The organism is Actinomyces vulturis (genome assembly GCF_001687305.1).
Lineage (GTDB): Bacteria > Actinomycetota > Actinomycetes > Actinomycetales > Actinomycetaceae > Actinomyces > Actinomyces vulturis.
Genome location: NZ_LZRK01000004.1, coordinates 345,019 through 367,276 on the forward strand (window position 1 = coordinate 345,019; position 22,258 = coordinate 367,276).

Annotated in this window: 23 protein-coding genes; 6 read left to right on the forward strand and 17 right to left on the reverse strand. The window is 54.2% G+C overall.

The genetic code is table 11. The annotated features are described in order from the left end of the window. Positions 1-26: 26 nt before the first annotated feature. From A9753_RS08280 to A9753_RS08345, 14 genes are all read right to left on the reverse strand, one after another. Positions 27-416: an HNH endonuclease gene (locus A9753_RS08280; protein WP_067783062.1), complete on the reverse strand. Its 390-nt coding sequence runs from the start codon at positions 414-416 to the stop codon at positions 27-29. Between the two features lie 138 nt (positions 417-554). Beyond that, positions 555-1,088: a hypothetical protein gene (locus A9753_RS08285; RefSeq protein ID WP_067783064.1), complete on the reverse strand. Its 534-nt coding sequence runs from the start codon at positions 1,086-1,088 to the stop codon at positions 555-557. An 81-nt stretch (positions 1,089-1,169) separates the two neighbouring features. Further along, positions 1,170-1,652 carry a hypothetical protein gene (locus A9753_RS08290; RefSeq protein ID WP_067783067.1) on the reverse strand — a complete coding sequence of 161 codons (483 nt, stop codon included), beginning with the start codon at positions 1,650-1,652 and terminating at the stop codon, positions 1,170-1,172. Beyond that, positions 1,649-3,013, reverse strand: coding sequence for a DEAD/DEAH box helicase (locus A9753_RS08295; RefSeq protein ID WP_067783069.1), 1,365 nt, complete (start codon positions 3,011-3,013; stop codon positions 1,649-1,651). Before A9753_RS08295 ends, A9753_RS08290 begins: the two co-directional genes overlap by 4 nt. Further along, positions 2,994-3,272, reverse strand: a complete 279-nt coding sequence (locus A9753_RS08300; RefSeq protein ID WP_067783076.1) for a VRR-NUC domain-containing protein — start codon at positions 3,270-3,272, stop codon at positions 2,994-2,996. Before A9753_RS08300 ends, A9753_RS08295 begins: the two co-directional genes overlap by 20 nt. Positions 3,273-3,416: 144 nt before the next feature. Next, positions 3,417-5,684: a phage/plasmid primase, P4 family gene (locus A9753_RS08305; RefSeq protein ID WP_067783078.1), complete on the reverse strand. Its 2,268-nt coding sequence runs from the start codon at positions 5,682-5,684 to the stop codon at positions 3,417-3,419. Then, complete coding sequence (locus A9753_RS08310) at positions 5,681-6,163, reverse strand: DUF7768 domain-containing protein (protein WP_425394253.1); 483 nt, start codon at positions 6,161-6,163, stop codon at positions 5,681-5,683. The genes A9753_RS08305 and A9753_RS08310 overlap by 4 nt, the downstream gene beginning before the upstream one ends. Beyond that, positions 6,160-6,948: a phage antirepressor gene (locus tag A9753_RS08315; protein WP_067783081.1), complete on the reverse strand. Its 789-nt coding sequence runs from the start codon at positions 6,946-6,948 to the stop codon at positions 6,160-6,162. The genes A9753_RS08310 and A9753_RS08315 overlap by 4 nt, the downstream gene beginning before the upstream one ends. Before the next feature lie 119 nt (positions 6,949-7,067). Continuing rightward, positions 7,068-9,023 carry a DNA polymerase gene (locus tag A9753_RS08320; RefSeq protein WP_067783084.1) on the reverse strand — a complete coding sequence of 652 codons (1,956 nt, stop codon included), beginning with the start codon at positions 9,021-9,023 and terminating at the stop codon, positions 7,068-7,070. A 92-nt stretch (positions 9,024-9,115) separates the two neighbouring features. Next, on the reverse strand, positions 9,116-9,685 hold the full coding sequence (locus A9753_RS08325) for a DUF2815 family protein (RefSeq protein ID WP_067783087.1): 570 nt from the start codon (positions 9,683-9,685) through the stop codon (positions 9,116-9,118). Next, positions 9,682-10,869, reverse strand: coding sequence for a DUF2800 domain-containing protein (locus A9753_RS08330; protein WP_067783089.1), 1,188 nt, complete (start codon positions 10,867-10,869; stop codon positions 9,682-9,684). The genes A9753_RS08325 and A9753_RS08330 overlap by 4 nt, the downstream gene beginning before the upstream one ends. Beyond that, the gene (locus tag A9753_RS08335; protein WP_067783094.1) at positions 10,869-11,318 is read right to left on the reverse strand and encodes a hypothetical protein; all 450 of its coding nucleotides are present in this window, start codon (positions 11,316-11,318) and stop codon (positions 10,869-10,871) included. The genes A9753_RS08330 and A9753_RS08335 overlap by 1 nt, the downstream gene beginning before the upstream one ends. After that, entirely contained in the window at positions 11,315-11,560 is a 246-nt protein-coding gene (locus A9753_RS08340; protein WP_067783418.1) for a hypothetical protein, read from the reverse strand. The genes A9753_RS08335 and A9753_RS08340 overlap by 4 nt, the downstream gene beginning before the upstream one ends. A gap of 125 nt (positions 11,561-11,685) precedes the next feature. Continuing rightward, on the reverse strand, positions 11,686-12,273 hold the full coding sequence (locus A9753_RS08345) for a sigma-70 family RNA polymerase sigma factor (protein WP_067783097.1): 588 nt from the start codon (positions 12,271-12,273) through the stop codon (positions 11,686-11,688). A 419-nt stretch (positions 12,274-12,692) separates the two neighbouring features. On the opposite strand from A9753_RS08345, the gene A9753_RS08350 reads away from it, so the two are divergent. The 6 genes from A9753_RS08350 to A9753_RS08375 all read left to right on the forward strand — a co-directional run bounded on the left by A9753_RS08350 (position 12,693) and on the right by A9753_RS08375 (position 19,286). Beyond that, entirely contained in the window at positions 12,693-13,664 is a 972-nt protein-coding gene (locus A9753_RS08350; protein ID WP_067783100.1) for a hypothetical protein, read from the forward strand. Beyond that, positions 13,664-14,290, forward strand: coding sequence for a hypothetical protein (locus tag A9753_RS08355; protein WP_067783104.1), 627 nt, complete (start codon positions 13,664-13,666; stop codon positions 14,288-14,290). Before A9753_RS08350 ends, A9753_RS08355 begins: the two co-directional genes overlap by 1 nt. Beyond that, on the forward strand, positions 14,287-14,496 hold the full coding sequence (locus tag A9753_RS08360; RefSeq protein ID WP_067783111.1) for a helix-turn-helix domain-containing protein: 210 nt from the start codon (positions 14,287-14,289) through the stop codon (positions 14,494-14,496). The genes A9753_RS08355 and A9753_RS08360 overlap by 4 nt, the downstream gene beginning before the upstream one ends. Then, positions 14,489-16,807: an AAA family ATPase gene (locus A9753_RS08365; RefSeq protein WP_067783114.1), complete on the forward strand. Its 2,319-nt coding sequence runs from the start codon at positions 14,489-14,491 to the stop codon at positions 16,805-16,807. The genes A9753_RS08360 and A9753_RS08365 overlap by 8 nt, the downstream gene beginning before the upstream one ends. 233 nt (positions 16,808-17,040) lie before the next feature. Then, entirely contained in the window at positions 17,041-18,180 is a 1,140-nt protein-coding gene (locus A9753_RS08370) for a DNA cytosine methyltransferase (protein WP_218056754.1), read from the forward strand. Further along, the gene (locus tag A9753_RS08375) at positions 18,177-19,286 is read left to right on the forward strand and encodes a restriction endonuclease, SacI family (protein WP_067783116.1); all 1,110 of its coding nucleotides are present in this window, start codon (positions 18,177-18,179) and stop codon (positions 19,284-19,286) included. The genes A9753_RS08370 and A9753_RS08375 overlap by 4 nt, the downstream gene beginning before the upstream one ends. 939 nt (positions 19,287-20,225) lie before the next feature. Here the strand turns inward: A9753_RS08375 and A9753_RS08385 are convergent. From A9753_RS08385 to A9753_RS08395, 3 genes are read right to left on the reverse strand one after another with little or no spacing between them, the layout of a single operon-like run. Continuing rightward, a complete protein-coding gene (locus A9753_RS08385) occupies positions 20,226-21,320 on the reverse strand; it encodes an AAA family ATPase (RefSeq protein ID WP_067783126.1) in 1,095 nt (364 codons plus the stop codon). Beyond that, the gene (locus A9753_RS08390; protein ID WP_067783130.1) at positions 21,317-21,961 is read right to left on the reverse strand and encodes a hypothetical protein; all 645 of its coding nucleotides are present in this window, start codon (positions 21,959-21,961) and stop codon (positions 21,317-21,319) included. Before A9753_RS08390 ends, A9753_RS08385 begins: the two co-directional genes overlap by 4 nt. After that, positions 21,958-22,182 (reverse strand): helix-turn-helix domain-containing protein, encoded by a 225-nt coding sequence (locus A9753_RS08395; RefSeq protein ID WP_067783137.1) that lies wholly within the window; start codon positions 22,180-22,182, stop codon positions 21,958-21,960. The genes A9753_RS08390 and A9753_RS08395 overlap by 4 nt, the downstream gene beginning before the upstream one ends. Positions 22,183-22,258 lie beyond the last annotated feature (76 nt).

A 22,258-nucleotide genomic window follows, 5' to 3' on the forward strand; every position in this document is an offset into this window, starting at 1 on the left:
AAAGCCCGAGGTAGCCCTCAGAAAAGTCAGTAGGTGTAGACCTGCGACCCGGCAGAAACGGTATTTCGCCACCGGTCCCCGTCCATGGCGGTCTGGCGTGAGTGGCAGGGCTTGCACAGCGACATGAGGTTGAACTCGTCGTGGGTGCCGCCGTGTGCGAGGGGGCGGATGTGGTGGACTTCAGCCACCGGCGTCAGCCGTCCTTCCTTCTCGCACTGTTCACACAGCGGGTGCTTGGCGACATATGCGGCGCGGATCTTTCGCCAGTCACTGCCGTAGCGTCTGTTGATCTGGGGGTCACGCTCGTAGTGACGGTAGTTGGTGTCGGCTTCCTTGGCGTGGGTCTCGCAGTAGCGAGCGTTGGTGAGGGCTGGGCAGGCAGGCCAGCGGCACGGAGTCTTTGGTCGATGAGGCACTGGCGCTCACCATCCTCCACGCTGCCGGGTACACCGGAGCCCCAGCAACCAAGCTGGCTGCTGGGGCTCCGGATATTTTTCAACTGCTTACAGTATAGCGGGTGAAATCAGGGGTGTCTTTCCACTGTTTTTCCACTCCTAGATCACGGGTTCTCTTCTGTCGTAGCGTTGAAATAAGATTACGTCATCAAAACTCGTCGCCCACATATCGCGTTGTTTCCGGGATAAGGCCAAAGACAACGTATGGGAATAATTTACAGCCCCGGGGTCATCTTCTTCACCGATCCACCAAAGTCTGCCATAGCGTTTAAGAAATATCCCAACATGAACCACTAATACGTCCATGCAATCATCATCCATAACTACTAGCCCAATAGCGGGTTCCAAAACTCTTGCTTTAGCTTCCTTACAGCATGACTGCATGTCATTTGGTTCAAGTTTCAGACCTGGATTTTTTTTGGTCTTCTTATCCCAAAGAATCCTGTTGCGAGTTTTTACTGAAATACCTAAGTTCACCTCAGGATGATATAGAGCGACGTCAATCCCTATTGCATCGAGACGGTCTACTCTAATTTGATCTTCAGGGTAGGCTTGAAGGAGCGCCATCATTACAAGCCATTCACCGAAAGTACCTACCTGTCGGCTATCTCTTTTGTAGTCATCACTAGTCACTATGGCCGCCTTCGCGCTCCCATGGGTCCTCTACTAAATGCAAAACTATTTTATAGTAGAGGACCCATGGGAGCGATTCGTTTATCGGCCGTAGAGCAAGACAGACAGGTGGTTTAGCGCCTTGTTCTTGCGGTTGTACGCGGCGGATTTCTCCACGCTGTATTGGGCGCAGATCTGGTCAATCGCCAAACCGGCAGGAACGTCTTCACCTTGGAGGAAGCAGGTCTCTAACACCCAGCGTTCATCATCGGTGAGGGCTGCCCAGGCTGGGAGGAACCAGTCCATGTAATCCTTGGCTTGGAGGTAGCGGCGTTGGCGGTTATCGATCCGCTCCAGGTGCGCCATGATCCGATCCTCGCTGCCGTGGGGGTTGAACCCACCACCGGGCATCCCATCCAGCTTCGGTGAGCTGACGGTGGGGATGTCTTCGGCGATGGCTTTGAGGTCGTCGTCGGTGGTGTCGATGATGGTTTGCATGGTCGAGAAGTCGCGCATTGCGTTGATGGCTGCCGCGCTGCGGTCGACGTATTTCCAGGTGATGTCAGTACCGAGAACAGCAGTCATCGGTCCTCTCCTTCCATAGTGATGGTTGCTTTGACCGCGTCAATCAACGCGGCCTGGGTGGTGTCCTTGACCGCGAGGGCGGCAAGGATTTTCTGGTCGATAGAGTCCTTGGCTGCGAAGTGGTGGATGACCACCGGCTCCGTTTGGCCTTGGCGGTGTAATCTCGCGTTGCTTTGCTGGTAGAGCTCCAAACTCCAGGTCAGCGTGAACCAGATGAGCGTCGACCCACCAGCCTGCAGGTTCAGGCCATGACCTGCGGAGGCGGGGTGGATCAGCGCCAACGGCACTTCACCGTTGTTCCAGGCGTCCATGTCCGCCCCTGTTTTGAGCAGCCTCGCTTCAGGGAACCTGTTCTGGATTCGTTCGAGGTCGTGGGTGAACCAGTACGCCACCAGCACCGGCTTCCCATTCGCCGCCTCAACCAAATCCTCCAACGCATCCAGCTTGGCCTCATGGACGAGGTGCCAGTTACCGTCCTCGTCATAGAGCGCCCCGGAGGCCATCTGGGTGAGCTTGCCCGACAACGCTGCCGCGTTAGCAGCCGTGACTTCAGTGCCTTCGAGCTCTAGGACCAGGTCGCCTAGCATCCGCTCGTATGCCCGCCGGCCCTTATCACCCATGGTCACGTCGATGGTGTTGTAGGTGACTTCTGGCAGGGTGAGGTGGTCGCAGGTCTGCATCGAAATGGTGACATCGGAGATGCGCTTGTAGATTTCTTCTTCCGCACCTGGTTTGGGCTTGTAGGAGAAGACCTGCATGCCGTTTCGCTTGTCGGGGTCGAAGAACTCCCTGCGGTAATGCGTGATGTAACGCCCCAAACGCTCACCCATGTCCAACAGGCGGAACTGCGCCCAGAGGTCTTCGAGTCCGTTGGCGGCCGGTGTCCCCGTCAGACCCACGATGCGTTTGACGTGCGGGCGGGCTTTGAGCAGGGAGCGAAAGCGCTTGGCCTGATGATTCTTAAACGAACTCAGCTCGTCAATCACGACCATGTCCCACTGCCACTGGACACCGGAGCGCTCAACAAGCCAAGTGACGTTTTCACGGTTAATCACCGTCACGTCCGCACGCGCGTTCAAAGCGGCGAGGCGTTTGGCTTCTGGTCCGACGGCTACTGCCATGGTGAGGCCAGCCAGGTGATCCCACTTCTGTTGTTCTGCTGGCCAGGTATCCCTTGCCACTCGAAGAGGAGCCACTACCAGCACGCGCTGGACTTCGAAGCGGTCGTACATGAGGTTCCAGATTGCCGTTAGCGCGATCGAGCTCTTGCCAAGTCCCATTTCAAGCAGGAGGGCTGCGATGGGGTGTGTTTCGACGAACTCGATGGCGGTGGTCTGGTAGTTATGCGGCTTGTAGAGCATCGCACACCTCCTGGATCCCATCTGGGTGGTCGAGGACGATGCAGGTGAAGCCTTGCCGCTCAAGTTCTCGCATGCGGGCGACTTGTAGGGGGCGGGGGTGTTTGCCGGTGGTTTTGACTTCGACAAACACTGCCCGTCCGTCTAGGAGGCAGATGCGGTCTGGGACGCCCGTCAGGCCGGGGGATGTGAATTTCCAGCAGATACCGCCGATGCGGCGAATAGCCCGACATAGCCGGGTTTCGAGTTGTTGTTCTTTCATTGTGTCTCCAAGATTCTTTGTGGTCTTGGAGCCTGGTGTGCCGGTCTATGCCGTGCCGTTCTAGAACTTTTATATAGGGTTTTGTATTTTTTATCCCTATATGGAAAGTCCTAGAAGAAAGTGGCATAGACCGGCACTCGGCTCTCAAAAACTAGTGCTTACGGGGTCAAAGTCGCTGCGTAGGACAAGGCCTTTGATGAACTTGCCGCGACTGCTGCGGTAGCGACTTATCCCTCGTTGTTCGAGGGCTTCGTAGAAGTCGGTGGTTGAGCGGGCATACTCTCCTCGCTCTGCTGCGAAAGCCCGGTAGGTCGAATAGACCCGTCCAGAGGCTTCGCTCAGGTTTTCGCCGACCTCGCAGCGCTCATCAAGGAACGGGGTGAGCCAGTCGTTGTTATCCCGATACGCCCCGATCGCTTCAGCCACCACACGCGGGTGGGTCAGGTGGAAACCCTCACCGTGGATGAGCCTGGCGCCTTCCATGATCCAGGCCAGGATCGCCCCACCAGCATGGTTGTAGAGGTAGTCGGCGTAGTTCTTAATGTCCTGGCTGCCTTCGATGCGGGCCTGGAACGGGATCACAATGAGCCTGCGCCAGATGCCTGGGTCCATGCCACCGACCCTGGGTAGGTGGTTGGTGTAGAGCACGAGCGTGTGAGTTGGGGTGTATGCGAAGGGAGCCTTGTATTTCTTCTCCGCATAAATCTCGTCAGTCGAACACAACTGTTTGACGTTCGAGGTGTTCAGCCGCATGCCTTCTTCGAGCTCGGCCGCGATCAGGAGGCGTTTGCCTTTGGCTTCGGCCAGCTCGGGTTTGACGTTGCGTTTGGCTCCGATGGTGAGCACGTCCGCTGAAAGGTTCCCGGCATAGGATCCGAGCACCCTCGCGACGGTGTTCCAGAACGTGGATTTCCCGTTGCGTCCGTCTCCGTAGGCGATGATGAGGGCCTCGACCATGACTTTGCCGAAAGCCGCCAGGCCCACGATGCGCTGCACATAGCCGATCAGCTCCTTGTCGCCTTGGAAAAAGGTGCCTAGAGCCTGCTCCCAGATATCCTGCCCGTCCTGGTTGGGGTCAACGGTGGTTTGTTTGGTGATCAGGTCTGCTGGGTCATGGCCCCGCGCCGAACCCATACCTTCGATGAGGTTGTAGGTTGCTGAGGGCGTGTTGATGAGGAACGCGTCGGCGTCGAGGTCGGTGGGCAGGATTTGCAGCATCGGCCGGGCTTCTCGTAGCGCGTTCGCCACTCCACGCGATTCGCGTCGTTTGAGCGCAAACTTGTAATACTCCATCGCGTCCTCGTGAGCCTGCCAGGCTTGACGCTGGGTGGGGTTCATCGCGGAAATCGCTTTGGTTTTACTCATCGCCACCAGCAGGCCGGTTGCACCGGTTTGGTTCATGGCTTCTTTTGCATCGGCGACCGCGATGAGGGCTTCGTCGAGTTGGCGGCCGGTGAGGTTTTGGCTCATGCCTTGGGCTCGTGGTTCGGATTCTTCCCAATAGGAGCCGTTGTAGGTGACAAAGTCCGTGGCCGGGGAATGCTTGAGTAGATGCCCGTACTCACGGCACAACACCTCAGCCTGCCCCACATCCGAATAATCACCAGGCTTGAGCGAACATGCCCCTTCGGCGTACTGCTCAGGCGGCACATACCCATCCTGAGAAGACACATGGTGGGCAAAACGGGTCGCTGATGCCCAGATCTGCTCCACCTCAAAACCTGGCAGGGGCGGGTCGCACAGCGCGGCTTTCTGGTCGAAGAGTTCTCGGGCGCGCTCGGTGTTGCCGTAACGGATCAGTACCCGCCCAGCGAACCTGGACAGCGTCGCGTTCCTACTGCCTTCACCGATCAGGCTGGAGGCTTGGTCGAACTCGGCGAACAGGTCGCGGGCCAGCCACGCATCCACCAGGATCTCACCCTCGATAGCGGTGGTTTTCGCATCAGGGTTGCCGTAGATAAATCGCCCAGCGTCCAGCGCGTTCGAGTCGAACACCGGTACCTGCGCAGCGAGCTGACGCTTCAATGCAGCGTAGGCTTCCGCATCCATAACCGTGTTGATGGGTAGGTAGACGTGGAAGCGCGGCCGGGCACTGCTCGTGCCTTTGGGTTTCATGTGGTTGCGGGACGTGGCCGCCATGAAAGGTACATCGGGCATGAGTTCGGCTAGGCGGCTTAGGGTCACCCACTCAGTGGGGGTCTCAGTGTGGTCGTTGTCGACGTCCATCACCAGACAGTTGGAGGACAGGAAGCGGGAGTTGCCGCGTTGTCCACCGTCATACTCAGCGACCACATGATCGAAGACCACAACACGCTTGAGGTCATCGAGGCTGGCGACGGTGTGCTGGTGTGGGTAGTGGGTGTTGGATGCTTGCCCGCAAACCTGGGAGGCGTACATGGTCATGGGTTTCATAGCGTTACCTCCATTAGGTCGCTGTGGTTGATGTAAGTGACCGGCAACGGCTTCTTGTAGAGGGATGCCCATTCGATTTCCAGGCGCATCCCGGCAGTGATTTCTTCTTGCCAGACCCACAGGGATTCGCATTTGCCTAACAGGATGCGGTTCATGAACATCGCCAACTCCCGCTCCGCTTCATCGCTGTCGTTCATGAACTGTGGGAACAACAGGTGCGGAGCCAAAGGAATCTTCTTCCTGGCCACCGCCAATTTGCATAGCCGCCGGGCCAGCTCCGTGTTGGCCTCCACGTCACCTCGGTAGGGTGAGCAAATGTAGGTCAGTGGCCGGTACCCAAACTCAGCTCGCTGCACCCGACGCAGCGCCTGGAAGGTGGTCGAGTCCGGGTAACCCTCAGCATTCTTGGTTTCGATGCCGATACCGGCAGCAACCATCAGCTCACCAAGCGAGGTGCCTTGGATACGGGAGACACTCATTTGTCATCCCCACTCTCGATGGCAGCCTGGGCCTGTTCGACAACGGGCAGGATGCCGAAAAGGTTTTTCAGCAGGTCATAGATGAACAACCGTCCGGCTTGGGTCCACTGGGTATGCATCCGCACCTGCCCATCAGGCAGGGTGAAAGTTTTGGACTGGGTGTAGCCCTTGTTGGCGTGGTGGGCGTAGAGGAACCACTGGCCCGATTGCTTGAACTGCACCTTCGCCTGGGCCAGCAGCGCATTGAGTTTCTTGGCTGAGAGCCCATAGTCCTTAGCGATCGCGGTCATTGTCACTAGCGAAGGCGAGGCCAAAACGACGTCGTAGTAGGAGGCTTTAGGTGCGGCCTCGGCTAGGGCCTGTTCGGCTGCCAGGCGGGCCATTCTCTCGGCGCGCAAATGCTCGATCGCGGCCTGCAAGAAATCATCGTTATCCAAAAGCGAGTCAACGGCGTAGATGCCGTGGCGGCGGATGCTGGGTAGGACTTCTTCCATCACCCAGGTCTCAAAACGCTGCGCAGCCGGCAAATGAGAAGACAGAATCAGACGGTAAAGGTCAGGCTCAGTAATGAAGCGGATTTGCTGTGTGCCGCCCGGGGTTTCAAGGGGGTAGCGTTTCACGACCCCCTTGCAGTGACGCCCTAGCGCATCCTTGGTGTTGCTGTATCCGAGTGCGGTGGCAACATCTTTCCCGCAAAACAGGATCTGGCCGCTCTCTTCGATGGTGGTGCGGATGGTTCCGAATGCCTCATGGGTAAAGACCTGCAGAGCGTTCGTGGTAGCCATGCTGGCTCCTTTCTAGAGCCAGCACCTAGACAACAGAAAAAGGATTGGGCGTACCGGCTCTACCAGGAGGGCTTCCAGCAGGGCCGGTTTATAACCCCGAAAGTGAAATCAGTTTTTTGTCAGTCCTTCATGTAGTAATCACACCGGTAACCATCCGCATCCAACGGCAAACCAGCAGCCCAAGAAGGTGCCTCACACATCGCAGCCGATACTTCCTCGACCCTAACGGTGTCTTTGGGAATCTCGATGATGAGTTCGTCATGGACATGCATGACCACCGCCCACCCCTTGGCCTTCACAGTGTGAATCGCATAGGCCAATAAATCCCGCGCGGTGGCTTGGACAATGTTTTCCACGAGCTTGGGTCCGTAGGTTTCGATCCAGTCCCAGCGTTTAGCAATGTTTTGACCTTGGTAGGTGATGACGTCACGCCCGAACCTGCCGGTGGTGATCGTGGCTCCTGGGTATGCCAGGCGACGCCCTGAAGGTAAGCAGCAGAAGAGGATTCCAGCCTGCCGGGTGAAAGTGATGCCATGAGTCGTAGCGGGGCGACTGGTGGTAAGGGCTTGCATAGCTGCTTGGTCGATTGCCCACCAGAACTCCACGATCGAGGGGTTGGCTTCCCGCCACGCCGACACCAGTATCGGTAGTTCCTCAGCATTCAGGCCCATGCGCACGGCTCCCATGTTCTCTAGTGCGCCTACGGAGCCGCCGTATCCACAGGCTAGTTCTGCGATCTTCCCCTTCTGGCGCAGAGGCGCATTCACCCCATGCTTCTCAACCGGAACACCAAACATTTGGGATGCGGACTGGCAGTAAATATCCCCACCGCGCTCAAACAAATCCAGCCGCCAGTCTTCACCGGCGAGCCAGGCGATGACGCGGGCTTCAATAGCCGAGTAATCGGCAACAATAAACTCACACCCCTCCCGTGGGATAAACGCGGTGCGGATTAGCTGGGAGAGGACATCGGGTACGGAGTCGTACAGCATTTCCAGTGCGGTCAGGTTGCGGTCCTTGACCAGGGCTCTGGCGGCGTCGAGGTCGGGTAGGTAGTTGCGGGGCAGGTTTTGCACCTGGATCAACCTGCCTGCCCAGCGTCCGGTGCGGGCGGCACCGTGAAACTGCATCAACCCCCGCGCGCGGTGGTCGGTCGGGTTGGCGCTGGTGGTCATCGCCTCGTACTTACGCACCGAGGACTTCGAGAGCTCAAGCCGCAAGGCGAGTACTTCTTTGACTACGGGGTCGGTGGTGGAGGTGAGGGTGTCTTGGACTTCTTGCTTGCCCATCGATCCCATGGTGATGCCGCGTTGGTTGGCCCAGTCTTTGAGCTGCAACGGGCTATTGGGGTTATCCAAGCCGGTGAGTTGGCTGGAGCGGGCGAGGTTTTTCTCCCGCACCTGCTTATCTAACTCAATTGCGGCACTGGCTAGGTCGAGGTCGAGGTGGATGCCTCGGTCGTTGATGGTTTGGTCGTCCCAGTACTCGCGCCACACCTGCTCAGGCAACGGGAAAGGTGAGAGCTTGGCGTGCAGTTCTAGTTCTGCTTCCACGTCCCTGGCGTTGTAGGTCTTGAACTGCTCCCACTTGTCTGGCGCATGACCGGGCAGGTTTCGGGTTAGGCCATTGTTCAGTAGCAAGGGTTTGGCGGGAACGGAGAAGAACCGAATGAGGTCCTTACCGGTAGCGAGTTTCCCCGAGTTCAACTTCAACGCCTTGGATACGCCGTCCAATGACAACGGTAGTCCGAGGGCTGCGGCCCACACCATGTGACATCGCCACCCATGAGGCTTCAATTGCCGGCCCAAATATGCTGAGAGGCAGGTGCGCTCAAAGGCAGCGTTGAACGCCCACTTCGTAATATCAGGGTCATCCAATGCGGCCAGGACGTCAGCGGGTATCGACTCACCACTAGCAATGTCGATGGTGTCTACTGGTCCGGCATCCCAAGAGTAGGACAGCAGTAACAGCTCAAACGATGGATCGTGGGCGTAGCGGTACATGCCCGCCTTACCCAGGTTGATTTCGCTGAAGGTTTCGATGTCGAGGGTGAGGGATGTGTGGTTTGTTGTCATTGGTTGGCTCCAAGGGGGCTGTGCACAGGTGAGGGGCACCAGAGGCTTGGCTGTCTCTTCTGGTGCCCCTCACGCTTGGGTTGGATTACCGGTTAGGACAGGAAGTCATCCCCACCAGCAGGTGTGGCGAATGGGTCGGTGAACGGGGTGAACTCCGCCTCCGCCGACACGCGGCCGCCCAGGGGTTCGCCATCGCGAATCTTTTGGATGTTGCGCAACCCGCAGGCCACGCCCTTGTTCCCGTTGGTGTTGAATGCGTAGAAGCTCAGGGTGACGCGTGCGTAGACACCGGAGTACATCTCCGAGCGTTCAATAATTGGCTGCACGTTCGCGTCCACGATGCCGGGCTGGGTGGTGGAGTTGGCGTTGACGAACATGGCACCTTGGTAGGCTTCGTCGTCGCGTTCAATATCCCCGTCACGCAATGGGAGTTTGAGGGCTCCCTTGGGTGGGATTTTGCCGCCGAACTTCCCTACGCCCTCCTTGATTGCGGCATCGATAGCCGCCTGGATTTTGTTCAGTGTGTCAGTGTCGGTTTTGGGGATGATGATCGAAGCCGAATACTTCGGCTTACTGCCTTGAATGCTCTTGGGTTCCCAGCAGTTGAGGTAGCTGAGGCGGACGATACCGGTCATCACGATCTTCGGATCATTGGTTGTCATTTGTTGTCTCCTTGTTTAGAAATGGATCCTGTGGCAGCGGTGTTGCTGTCATCAGGTTGGATTGGTGTGAACTCCTCAGCCGCATTAGCAACAGTGAGTTCGGGTCGTGGGTCACTAACCGGGACCAGGGATGGTTTCCCGGCTGGTTTGGTAACGAGGTCAGCGAAGAGTGTCTGGAAGGTTTTCTTCCCCACCTGCTTTTCCAAGGCAGCCGGTGATTTGAGCTTCTTCTCGAAAACCTCCAGGCCTTGGCTTTCACCGATGGCTGCCACTGCCGTCTCGTCTGTGTATTTGCGTAAAGCGCGGCCGGCGACCACCTTGAAACCCTCAAACCTGATGCCCTGGTTGAGCACCGCGCTTAGGGCGTAGGACTGGATGTCACCAGCCCATTTGGTCAGTGCCGGGATTCGACTGAGGATGCCCGCGATTTCCTCGCTGGTGAGGGTGTCTGGTTTAGCGAACTCGAACTTGGCAAGCTCGAGTTGGGCCTCGGCGCGGGCGCGGCAGACGTTTTTCGCCTTGCAGTACCCACACCACTCCCCCGCCCGATACTCACCCTCACCAGCCAGTGCTTTTACAGCCGCAGGCTGGATCACCTCCACTGCCCACTGCTCGAGTGCTTGGGTGGTGATGGTTTCTGAGAGCACTGCGCCGCGCCGGGGCTGGAAGATGGTGGCCCGCACGTGGGTGAAGTCGTAGAGCATCCCGTAAGCCCGGAAAGCGCCTAGGGCGTAGAGTCGTAGTTGTGGGTTTTCTTCGGCCTGGACTGGGTTGAACCCGTACTTGAAATCAATGACCTCAAGGAGCGGCTGGCTCAGGATGATGCAGTCGGCAGTCCCAAAAGACCCCGCCACATCACTAGAGAGATCCAGTTCCTGCTCCACCATCACCCGCGCACAAGGGAACTCCTGCCGTGCTAGGGCTAGACGTTCGAGCACGTAGGCGACGTAATCATCCGTATGCTCTTCCATCTGCCCGTCAACCAGCGTGGAGTCTGGCCGGTGGTTTGGGTGCTGGTGGAGGGCGCGGCGCAGTTTATGCTCGGCCAACGCGTGGGCCACTGTTCCTTCCCTAGTGGCGTCCGTATCCTCATTAGGAAACTGGGACTCCAAAGCCAAGGACTTAGTGCAGTTAGTCCACTTGTGTGCACCCGAGGGTGAGGCTTTCGCGTGACGATCAGGCATCAGACCAGCTCCCGGGCCTTAGCCAGCAGCCACCCATAATGCTCAGGAACCACCTCGCTAAGTTTCTCCACACCAGTTTGGCGAATCAAATCCCGGACCTGATCGGTATGACCCGCATGGGAAATATCAGCTAACTGCCCGCGCAAATCATCCAAAGACAAAACCGGAGCAGCAGACTCAACCACGGGGGCTTCGGTCGGGGTGTCTTGTACTGCTTGGGACTTGGGTTCCTCGGCTGGCGGGTCTTCCATCGGAAGTTCCTCAGCAGCCTCAGTGACAGATGCTGGGGTTTCCAACCTCGCGGCCGCGATAGGGCGGACACCGCTCATGCCGGCGTGGTCTTCGATACCATCCCAGGCAATCTCCTCCAAAGCAGCACCAATGGTGGTGGCGGCCTCGGCCATCAGGTTCAGGCCGTGAATCAACTTATTCGCACTACGCACGTTCATGCCGTCTCACCGCCATCAGTCATGACACCAATCGCTTTGGCGAGAGCGGTCAGGTCCTCGTCCACAGTGGTGACGGTGATGTCCTTGACCGCATCCCCAGGGGTGAGCAGCATCAACTGCTGCACATCCCCGAACAAGAACCGCAGGATGCGCTCACGGATACCCAGGCGTTTAGCGCGTAATACCTTGCCTCGCACGCTCGGATGATTCGAACTCACCCGAACTTTCAACTTCTGTGCCATCTGGCAACTCCCATATCTCCTAGAGCAAGGGAGCCTCAAGCCTTCCCCACCACGCTGGCGGGTGGTTGTCCCTTGCATAAGGAGGGCTTCCAGACGCACGGGTTTATAACCCCCACAATTGGGCTTCATGACAGCTGGGCCTCCAGGCGTGCAATGGCACGCTTCAAAATGCGGTTAACCATCGGCTGGGAAACACCAAGGAACGAAGCAGCCTCGGATTGGGTGTAACCCTGAATCTTTACCGCCACCAGCACCATGCGTTCACGCTCCGGCAGCGCATCAATCGCATCCCAGATACGTGACCCGAATAGACTTTCAATGACGGGGTCGGGGTTGCCATGACCGACGAGGTAACCGTGAGAATCCACCCCGGTCTCGAGCAGGCTTTCTTCTTCATGAGTAGGGTTGCCGGTGGTGTTACGTACCCACTGTTTTGCGTGGTTGTACTCAGGCCCTGAAACCTCGCTCCACATAATGTCGCTCAAATCGCGACGCCGCACAGGTTCAAAGCCCTCACCGGCGCAACGGCGCTGGGTGTAGTCATTTCCAATGATGATCTCAGCCTCATCAGCGCTGATCTCAAAAGTCTGCTCTCGATACGGCCGTGCAGGGTGAAAAGAGTCCTTCTCAAAACGAATCGTGATGGACTGGCGATCACTCTGAGCGCGAGAGGAATAGTCGAACTTTTCTTTGTTGTTGGCAGCATTTGCCATGGGGATGTTCCCTCCTTTGAGGAGGGAGACCCGTTCGAGAAATATTCAGTTATGACGCCACACCAACCAGGCGGGAGAACAAGGCGTTCGGGTACAAGAAAGGGCAAACACCCACGTGGGGTGTCTGCCCTAACTGCCTCGAACGTGTCTCCCAAAATGGTTGACGGACACAGGCTTGATCAGGGCCTGATCGAAGACATGTTCGAGGTGTCGCACCAGTGAATCGAGCCTTGTGGCCTAGACTGGTTTCATAGGAATTGATAGGAACCAGTCAGGCCATAGAGTTGAGATCGCTGGCGACAACATCTCTTGTGCCTTCACTTACAACCGTGAAGTTCGCAGAGTGCGGTGTCCAGCAAAGTGGCCTGTTTACAAGGTTTAGATGGTTTATAAGGTTTGTAGTTTCATGAGGAGGCGGGATGAGCGGCGTTGAGCAACACGATCGCTTAACTGGCGGTACGTTTTTCGTGCTTGTTCAAGAGGCACTTAAATCGCGTCACAGCAAGCGCGATACCCGAAGCGGTAAGTCTGATGGCCTGAATGATCCTGACGTATTTGTCGGACTGCACCGAATCGTTCTTCCCACGTTTGCAGATGACATGAAGGGCAGTACCTTCAAGCAGAACACGAGCGCCTTCAGGCGTTGTGAAACCGATGGATCGACAGCCAGCTATATCGAGTTTGGTACCGAGGAGTTCGCGCAGGACTGCCGGGTGCTTGCAGCAAACAATCGTGACCTCGGTTTGAGGCGTACAAGTAAATTTATTAACAAGTTCCTCGACCCTGCCAGATCTGGGGATAAACTCGTCCGTTCGTTGATGACACTTGTTTCCCGCGATAAGTCAATTCCCGATTCGGCAATTGTCTGTTACAACCAACACGCTGACCCAATGACTAAAGTCGAGCTTCTTGCCTCAGAAGAGGTCTGTCTCGAAGGGGTGCTGTTTGGACTGTTGTGCTACGCGGCTACGGAGACAAAAAACGTTGATGGCATCGGAACTTTTGACCGTTGGCATAAGCCAGCCGCACCTTACGTGAAACGAAAATTTGATGCAGTTGCTTTCGCAATGGAATTCCCCAAGGCTTCATACCTTCGCTACGAGGGCCAACTAATTTCCTCAGATCACGATGAGATTCCCGAGTGTGATGAGTCGGAAGGCCTTGAGGCAGAGTTGCAGTGTCCGGTAGAAGACGATACGCCAGATGCCTATCAGGACGATGATGTGGTTGAAGCGGAATTCGTTGATGAGAATGAGCAGGGCGAAGTAGCTGATGAGGATGTACAGGACGCTCAAACTCGACCATCACCAACCATGTTCTTTCAGCAAAACGGCAATAATAATCTGCAATTCGGCTCTGTCGGCACCATCAACATTGGACAGGGCTTCTAATGAGTAATACTGAACTTTTGCCAGCGGCTCGTGCGTCTGCGCCGGTCTTGACATCTTCTGGAACACAGAACGGTGATCACAATGTGATGATTGGGCACGCTGAGGTCGTCAATGTTGTTGGGCCACAGGGCCTTTCGCGTCTTACCCGTAATATCGCAACAAGTCGAAAGTACTACCAACTACTAGTCAGCGAGCATTTCAGCCCGCATCATCGTTCTCTATGCATCCCAGCCAATGAAGCGCTAACTGACGGCACGTCTGCAGAGGATAAACAACGGCTTTCCCGTCTTGACGAGCCTGCGGTCCGGGAATTACTTACTTTCCCGGCACTGCTCATGAATCCGAATCAAAACCATGGCAAAGCTAATGTCAACCAGCTGGCCTTCTACGGTTATCTCACGAGCATCGAGGTCTGTGAAGGGTATGTGCGTGTCGCCTACTGCACGCAAGCTGAATTGCCTCAACAAGCATTGAACGATTTAAAGGATTCGTTGTGCTTGCAATCAGCAGAACGATTTAATGAGCTCAACTTACCCCATTGGGCCGTCAAGAGCGTGAATCTTGTTTCTGTGCTCCATAAAGCAGGTTTTGATATGTCGTCAGTGACTTCAGGGAGCGCAGCGTGAGTAACACGAATCTTCCTGCTGAAGGATGGGTCAACCTCGAGGACGTTGCTGAGTATTTGAGTCTGAGCAAGGACACAGTGCGTAACTGGATCAAGGACGGCAAACTTCCTGCCTACCGAGCAGGCAAGATGTACAAGTTCAAGATTTCCGAGATCGATCAGTGGATGCGTGAAGGGCGTCTGGGACAGGAGCCAGGCAATGAGTGAACCGAAGATGCCAGGTGTTATTGAGAGCATCACTATTGCCCAGGCAACCTTTCAAACTGAAACCATCACTCCCACTGCGTTGAATTTCTTTTTCGGCAAGAACGGTGCGGGCAAGTCCACCATCGGGCGTGTCATCCGTAGTGGGAACACCCTGCGCTGGGGGTCAGGTATCGATCCGGCAGCCTATAGCGTGCTGGTGTTCAACCAGGAGTTCATCACTGACAACTTCAGCACCTGCGAAGGCGTAAACGGAGTCTTCACCCTGGGCAAAGAGAACATCGAGGCGCAGGAGAACATCAAGCGTCTCGAGGAGGGACTCAAGCAGGCTGAGGAAACCGTTACTCAACACCAGCAGGTAGCCGAGGGGAAAGAAACTCAACTCTCCGCTCTTGCCGAAGGCTTCCGTGAAATATGCTGGTCGTGCACAGCCCAGGTACGTACACAGTTACCATTGGCTGTGAAGGGCAAGAAGACGAAGGCTCTTTTCGCCTCGCATGTTCTTGAGCAGAGCGAGGCCATTGAGCATGACTACAGTGAGCTCAGCAAGCTTTATGCGGCAGCTTTCAACGACCAGGCAAAAACCTATACAGCCTTGATCCCCATCAGCCATACCCTACCTAGCAGCGATCTGGTTAGTGAGCCGATCGTGAGCAGCGCGCAGACACCTTTTGCTCAGTTCGTACAAAATCTCAATGCCACAGACTGGGTCCGTCAAGGTCACATTGCCTTCACTCACCACGACGGTGATCCTTGCCCGTACTGTCAGCAGACCCTGCCCGCAGACTTCGAAGATCTGCTCGCCTCATGCTTTGATGATGCCTACGAAACAAACCTGGCCACCCTCAAAACTTTTATCGAGGACTACACGAGTGTGGCGCGTCAGATTTGGTCGGCGGCAGTGCCTCCCTCTTCACTTCCGGACGTTCACCCCGATGTGGACCTGAAAGAGTATGGCACTGCCGCTGAACTTCTACGCAGCCAAATCGAGGGAAACATCCAGTTACTCAACAAAAAACTGCAAACCCCGAGCACCCAAGTCGAGCTTGTTGATCTTGCCCCAACAATCAGGAAGATCAATGACCTGATCAGGCAAGCAAACGTCATCACTGATGCCCACAATGCCATCGTTGCCGACCAAGCACACCAGCGTAAAGCATGCACACGCATGGTCTGGGAACACTTGGCACACATACTCTCGGAAGAAGTTGAGACCTACCGCAAGCAAAAACAGGCCTTGACCACTGAAAAAGAGGAAGCACACAGGCTTGCCGCCCAGGCCCGCAAAACCCGTGACAACATTGAACGCACTCTGCGCGAAGCACGTAAGACCGTAGTCAACACACAAAGCGTCATCACAGAGATCAACCGCCTCTTAAAGGACAGCGGATTCCAAGGGTTCCACCTTGCTTCAAACCCCGGCCATGAAGACACCTACCGGGTGGTGAGAGCTGACGGAACCACAGCAGTGCACCTGTCTGAGGGAGAACGCAACTTCATTGCCTTCCTTTACTTCTACTACCTCGTTCACGGGAGCCACAGCCTCGACGAGGGGCACAAACACAAGATTGTGGTCATTGATGACCCGGTCTCCAGCATGGACTCAGCCACTATGCACGTGGTGGCGTTCTTGGTGCGCGAGTTGGCCAGTATCTGTGAGAACACCTGTGAATACCGCCACCACATCCACCTGGGTGACTTCATCAAACAGCTCTTTGTGCTAACCCACAACGCATACTTCTTCCGCGAGGTCAGCTATAACCACCTCAGCGACTACCGCTATGCCTCCTACTACCTGATCCGTAAAGACAACAACGTCTCTACCATTAAGCAGTGCACCCGCAATCAAGCTGCAGCGCCCTCCCAGTTGGAAAACTACAGTCCAGTTGTTCACGGCTATGCGGCACTGTGGCAGGAATACCAAGAAGCCACATCAGCAGTCGTACTCATGAACGTCATGCGCCGTATCCTCGAACATTACTTCCTGCAACTATGTGGCTACGAAGGCAGCAACATCGCCAACCGCATCCTCAAAGAAAACCGTGAGCGCTTCATTAAATACCACGCCGACGGCCACGAAGACCAAAGCGAATACAATCTCGTCGCTGCTGTTCTTGCCTATATCACCCACGGCATCAGCGGCATAGACGAGGACGCCTACTACATCGCCGATGCCCAAGACCCCGATCAACTACGCGCAGTCTTTGAACGCATCTTCACGCTTATGGATCAACACCAGCACTACGACATGATGACAAACACTCATCTCCCGTCACACCGTGCAGATCGCTTGGAGAAAGATAGCCGTGAGTGACCAGACTCTGATTTTCCAGAATGATACGAGACGAAATTCTTACTACATCTCCATTGTTAACACTTGTAGCAAAACAGGCCCGATTCTAAAACGCGCAAAAAACATTCATGCCATAAAAAAAGGCGTCACCCCAGAGCTGTCTTTTACGCTTGAACTTGCTTATTACGCAAATCCGGGCCTTACTTATAGAACTGCGATAGGGCACTGAGTTATCGCTGGAGATGATGATAAGGATGGAAATCATGCAGAATATAAAAGACGACGCTCGCGATGGCAACTCACCACTTAAAGCTGTTTCCCTTTTCACCGGAGCTGGCGGCATGGACATCGGATTTGCTGATGCAGGAATCGAAGCTGTCGTTGCTAATGAGATTATGCCCCAAGCAGCCGCTACCTATCGTAAAAATCACCCAAATGTTCGTTTGTTTGAGGGTAGCATCGATGACCTTAAAGACGAGATTATTGCAGCAGGACTCGGCGCGGATGTAGTTTTTGGGGGACCTCCTTGTCAGGGATTTTCTGTTGCGGGAAAAATGGATCCAGATGATTTGCGGAGCAAACTTGTTTGGTCCTATCTAGATGTTGTAAAAGGTATTCAGCCGATGCTATTCGTAATGGAGAATGTGAAAGCATTGGCTTCGCTGGAGAAGTGGCGTCCTATTCGTGAACGGTTCGTTCGAGAAGCCGAGGCCATCGGATATCACTGTGAATACTTAGTACTGAAGGCTTCCGACTTTGGTGTTCCCCAAAATCGCAAGCGTGTCTTCTTCGTCGGTAGCAAGACTAGATTCTCTTTAGATGACCTTAAATTAGCACTATTGGAGTTGACGCAGCAGCCTCCGACTCTTCGAGAGTTACTTGGTGGGTTACCTAAGTTTGGAAGCGAAGGAAACCCAGCTACTTGTTCAGCTAAAATTACACTCGCTTCAAATCCTGTCATGAGAAAATCTCCATACGCTGGCATGCTCTTCAATGGAATGGGACGCCCATTAAATCTCGATGGATACTCATATACTTTGCCGGCGTCAATGGGTGGGAACAAGACACCCATCGTAGATCAAGTTTTTCTGGATGACGTTCACGAAACATCATGGGTAGAGGAATATCACGAAGCACTCATGACTGATTCAGCAGCACCGGCTTTCTCCGATGCTCCTTCACGTCTGCGCCGATTGACATCACTTGAGGCCGCAGCAATTCAGACATTTCCAGAGGGGTACGTCTTTACTGGTCCCAAAACTTCTGTGTACACCCAAATTGGAAATGCTGTCCCCTGTAAACTAGCCGCAGCAATTGCGAAAGCTGCGCGGCTAGTTGCCATAGAAGGCAAACAATACGAAAGTTCAAGCCAGCACTTTGGGAGGCTACTGTGAAAAACAATGAACTCCATAAATCTGCTAGAAATATTTTAGCTTCCGCATTACAAGATTGCGATAGTGCCCCACTCCCGGAAGAAGAAATCTGCGAACTCATCGACACAATCATCGAGGGGAGTCACAAAACTTACAGATACATACTTTTTACCGCGATTACTGCCAAGGCTGCCGATTCCAATCTAAATCCTTTAGTTCTCCAAAAAAAGGCAAACACTTGGGGCACCTACGATGCTCGATCCCTCTGCCATAAGGTGTTAGTTCCTTTTGAGCGCGAGCATTTGAATAATTCCCTAGGTGGTTCAAATGAACCTTTTTTGAACAAGCCAGCACGCTTCGAGATGTTAAGTTTAGATAATGCAGTTCGGAACGGCAACGATAAGAAACTTCTAAACCTCCTTTGTGTGAGACTTCCGAAGATTAAATCAGATGCAGAGGCTTGGGCTGCTCTTTGTTACCTCATGCGCCTACTTCGCAAGAAAGCAGAAGCTATTCCTGAACGCTTCATTGAAGTTCAGATGGAACGCGGGGGCGCCGCTATTGAAATTCGTAGTTTCCTAGACTGCTTTCTGGAACACAATAATGGTGGTGAAGTTCTCACCTTAGCATTGGCAGGTATCCTTAACGAATTCTTGACTGATGACCCGACTTATCGTATTGAAGTTCATAACTTGAATCAGAGCGGAGCATCATCGCGAGAGATTTCTGACTTGGATCTTTACCGCAACGAAAAAATTTTTGCATTATTCGAACTCAAGGACAAGGATTTTGACATTCCTGATATACAGCATGCTGTAAGAAAAGCTATCGAAGGTGGGTGCGACAGTCTAAATTTTATTTACGGCAGGTTTGCTAGTTTCGATAGTCAGACCGTGCAGTCATATCGTACAGCATTAATAGAAGACTCTTTTTGCTTGAATGTTTTTCCCATCGACGCCTTTATTGATTCGTTGCTCATAGTCGCACCGTCATTGAACTTGGGGCGAATGATTAACTACATGTTGAACACCGCTGAGTCTTGTCACTTTAGTACAGATACTAGCTCTTTGTTACTAGACATCGGAAAGGACTTCGAGGAAACAAAGATGACGTCGCAACACTTCTGAAATATGACAGCCGTCTAATCGTAGCCAACTCAACCTCTTCAGTAGCTATAACTTAAAGGGAGGCGTGCCCATATTTTGAGACAGCATGTGTATTAAAACAGCATCTAAGGCCTGTACTTGCTTACGTAATGTCTAACGCAGCCCGCGTTCCGTTAGACAGTTGGGTGCATCTCACCCCGTGGGTCTTTCCCCGCAACCCTGCGGCAACCTGCCAGCAGGCATGAAAAAAGCGGCCCCAGAAAGCCGCCACAACGAGAACACCGCAATATCAAGCCGCAAGTACACATGCACCTAAATCGTAGGTCGGTATCCATATCCACGCCCTTGGCTTCCTCAGGAATATCAAGATGACACGCCCCGACTGAACCTTTTGACGCTACATCCAAACCTTTTGACGCAAGCCCATACTTTTTGACGTTACCCTAAACCTTTTGACGCAAGCCCATACTTTTTGACGCCCCGCCCACGAGCAGGTTAAATCCGGCCTCCGGACCCTCGCCACGGCACTCGAATGGCCCTCCAAGTCACCACCACAGCGCTCTCAAGCACCACCCCACTCCCCCACTAAACCCAGCATTTGCAAGGAAAAACCCAACTTAGGACATGAAAAAAGATGCTGGCTTGGATTGTATCCAAACCAGCCTCTAGTTGGTGGAGATGCGGGGAATCAGGACTACTCACTGCAATTGCAATGAAAAGTACATGTCCTTATTTTTCATGTCCTCCCAGTGTCCTAGATTCCTCAAAAATGCCCTCTAGAGATCATGTTCGACACCCTCCGCGAGCGCATCAATAACACTCTGGGGAATGGACATAGCGCAGTCCATAATCTCTGTTAGTTCGGCATCGCATCGTTCACATGGGAGCGAACTCAATATGCCGTGCTTGCATTCAAGTAGGCATTCGATGCACTCCCCCAATCTCCCGTGCTCGCATGGCTCATTCATAGTGACACCTCTCTGCATTCACGGGTTCCGGGGTTCCCGGAACATGTTGGAACTGCGGAACGCTTGCCACTGTTTGAGAGGTTCCGGGTTCCGTACATATATGTAGGGAACTGGGAACTGCTTCCCGCCGCTTTTTTGCTTCTCTGTATGCTTCGGCTACATCACTCCTGCGTTTTCCGGTTACTTTCTGCGCCTCTGAGATGCTTTTAGGAAATGGATCTGCAGAAAGTAGTTCTTTCACTAGGCCCTCACGATGCGCTTCAACTGATCCACTCAGTTCATTGCCCAATGCCGGACGAATAACTACGCTTGCTGGCCCTAATTCTTGTTCGTGCATTTCATACACAGCCGCCAGAGATTCGCCTCCGTTTTTTGTTCTTGCACAGTAGCGCCGTAAATTTCCACGCCGGTCTTTATGTACATACAGTTTGCATGCTCCGCCCCGCCCGGGAGCGAATGTTTGTTCGCCCGTAACGCGAATGGAAATTCCGTTGATAACGCCCTTTTTAGCGGTAGTTCCGCGAGCGCCGTAATCCCTAGATGTACTGTTCTTTGCGACATGGTCGATCATGACAACGCAGGCCCCAGAATTGGCCATGGGTTTCATGTAGAGGTTCACCATGCGCGTGAAATCGTCCGCATTATTGCTATCACGGTTTTCTAGGGCCATGATGCGGTCCACGGTATCGATAACTACTATTTCCGGTTTCCACTGCTGGGAATCGTTTTGTAGCCATGCAGAGAGATCTCTAAGTTCTTCTGTACTCATTGGATCGATGTGCTGAAAGTTATCGCTCATGATCTGTTCAGTGGACACGCCCAGTAATGAGAGCCGTTTATGGACCTCCACGAAACCATTCATGTCTGCATCAATAATCAGGGCTTTGCCACCACTTTGTAGCACCTGCGCAATGGCAGTGAGTGCTACCCATGTTTTCCCTGATTCTGAATCACCGAATAGGTAGTTAATGGCGGCGCGGTTAAGTAGCCCAACTCCGTCACTGCGTTTGAGAAACTCTGGCGGCTGTCCGTAATCGTCGCCCATTTCCAATGCCCTGATCTTGTTCGTGAACTTTGGACGTTTCATAGAGCGATCCCCCGTTCCTGAAGAATTCGCTCCTGACTGAGTGCACGAGTTTCCTCCCCGCGAGCGCGGCATAAGTCTGCATAGTTCATTGAATGACTAGTTACATGCGCTGTTGCTTTGCATAACTGCTCGCGTTCGTAGTTCTGCCATAAGGCAGTGCGTTCGGCTTCTTGTTGCATGCCTTTGAGGATCCATTCGGGCGCGCAGTATTCAATAGCCCATTTCAGTCCCTCTTGAAAGCCTTGCTCACGTTGCATGTCACTGAATGCATTCATGGCTTCATCGATCTTTGCCAATGCCTCTGGGGAATATGCGCTCAGATCATGCAACCACTCTGGGAGGGTTTTATCGCTATGTTTCGCAAGGTGAGCCATATACGCCCGGGTTTGGATATGGGTAACCTGCTCGCGACGGGTTGCGTAGAGTTGCGCGGCGTATTCCGGGCTAGCGTTGAAATCTGCGCTCGCGGTTAGACTTTCATTAGGCTCTCCGCTGTGTGCTGCTTGTTGTTCATTACGTTGGGAGCGCTTTTTAGCCTTGTTTTCCTCCTCTAAAGTCGGGAAACCATGGGGGAGGGAAAAATGGGCTGTTCCACCCCTCCCCTGCGTTTGTACGGGAGGGGTTTGGTATTCGCTGTTCATCGTGCGACAACCTCCACAGCGGCGATGTATTGGGCTACCGCTTCACGGGGGTTGCTGATTCCAACTACTGCAAGTTGTTCAACAGGGATACGGACAGAGCGCTCTATCCGTGTGGCTTTAATAGTTCCCCGGCTAATCATGTTGCGCACGGTTTGTTCCGTGACGTGCACGATGCCTGCGAATTCTTTGATGCTGATAAGAGCGGGTACGTTCACGCTCATGTGTTCCTCCAAAATGGAAATGTACGGCTAGGGCCATGCATTTCCCGCGCTGGCAGGAACAAAACATCTACAGAGA